The organism is Polaromonas sp. P1_G2 (genome assembly GCF_056405515.1).
The window spans coordinates 1-1,480 of sequence record NZ_JBFUBY010000491.1; the positions used below are offsets into that span (position 1 = coordinate 1).

A 1,480-nucleotide genomic window follows, 5' to 3' on the forward strand; every position below is an offset into this window, starting at 1 on the left:
GCCACAAGTCGGTCCCCTGGCGGCGCGGCACTTGCTCAGGGATATCGGCCAATTTATACCAGACGATTTAGACATTGACCTTCGCCCATTTGCGGGAACCGATGGAACGGATACGGTCTGGATCGTTGACGAGAAAGCGCCATGCGTTTTGGCAGGCGTCGAGGATATCGTCATAGGCGTCCCAGACGAGGGCGGAGAGTTTGTTTTGCCTGAGATAGGCCCAGACGTTTTCCATCGGGTTCAGCTCTGGTGAATAGGGCGGTAGGGACAACAGGGTGATGTTGTCGGGGATACGTAGCGCCCCGCCTTGCTGATGCCATCCTGCGCCGTCGCAGACCAGTATGGCGTGCGCCCCGGAAGCGACTTCGAGGCTGATCTCCTGGAGGTGTTTGGTCATCGCCTCGGTGTTGGCGTAGGGCATGATCAGGGCGGCCCCGACAGCGCGCGCTGGGCAGATGGCGCCGAAGATGTAGGCAGAGACGTGGCGGTTGTCGCGCACCATCGGCGGGCGGGAGCCGATCGGCGCCCAGATGTAGGCATGGCCGCCTTTCTGGCCCACGCGGGCCTCGTCCTGGAACCAGATTTCTATCGCGTGGTGGCTGACATGCGCCGGGAGCGCCGCTTTGACCAGATCGGCGAAGTTTTTTTAAAATCCGCCTCGGCCTGTGGATCCTTGCGCGGGTGATACGGACGTGGTTGCAGGCGGGTCAGGCCAAGCTCATGCAGCCACCGGCCGATCGTATCGACATGCACCTTCACCAAAAATCGCCTCTCTACCTCGGCCTGCAGGTCCACGCATCGCCAGCGGGTCACCCCATGCTGCGCAGGGTCAGGCCCCGCCAGGACCAGGTCGAGCAGCTCCGCCCGCTGCAAGCTGGTCAAGGCCGGAGCTTTCCCAGGGGCACGACGCGACCGCAAGGCTGCGATCCCGCCATCGTTATAGCGGTGTACCCAATCGCGCAGGGTCTGCCGGTCCATCCCATTCAGCTCCGCTGCCTCGGTCCGTGGCCGGCCTTCCAGAACCATGGCCACCGCCAGTATCCGGCGCACTTGGGCGCCATCAGAGCACCGGTTGCCCACCGCTCGCAACTCAGCGCTCGTGTGGTCCGTTCGTGTAATTTCCAAGGGCGCGCCCATCCAATGCCTCCATTGTTGGGAATCACCACATAGAATCAAACTCCTGCCCCTTTGGGAAGCCCTCAATGAGTCAACATCCACGTCGCTTGGTATTACCCATTGATGGAACCTTGAAAATTGGCGAACGTTGTTTGCCCAAGTTGAGCTCGGCCCCGCGCCCCTCCAGAGTGCCGAGCGTCAAAGCCCACCGCTATTCCCCGAGAGCGGTGGGCTTTCTTTTCGGTGTTGTTGGCTCATATGCCGCTACCCGCCTCAAATTTCCGGGCGCAGCGCAGCGGCTTCATGGCAATAGACCAGCAGTCGGTCTATCCGTTATGCTTGTGCGATAGGCACGAAGCACGAA

The 1,480-nt window shown here is 61.4% G+C and carries 1 pseudogene; it reads right to left on the reverse strand.

Features of this window, described 5'->3' with window-relative positions:
* Positions 1–67 precede the first annotated feature (67 nt).
* A pseudogene (locus tag AC1D0P_RS25565) lies at positions 68–1,137 on the reverse strand (IS630 family transposase).
* Positions 1,138–1,480 lie beyond the last annotated feature (343 nt).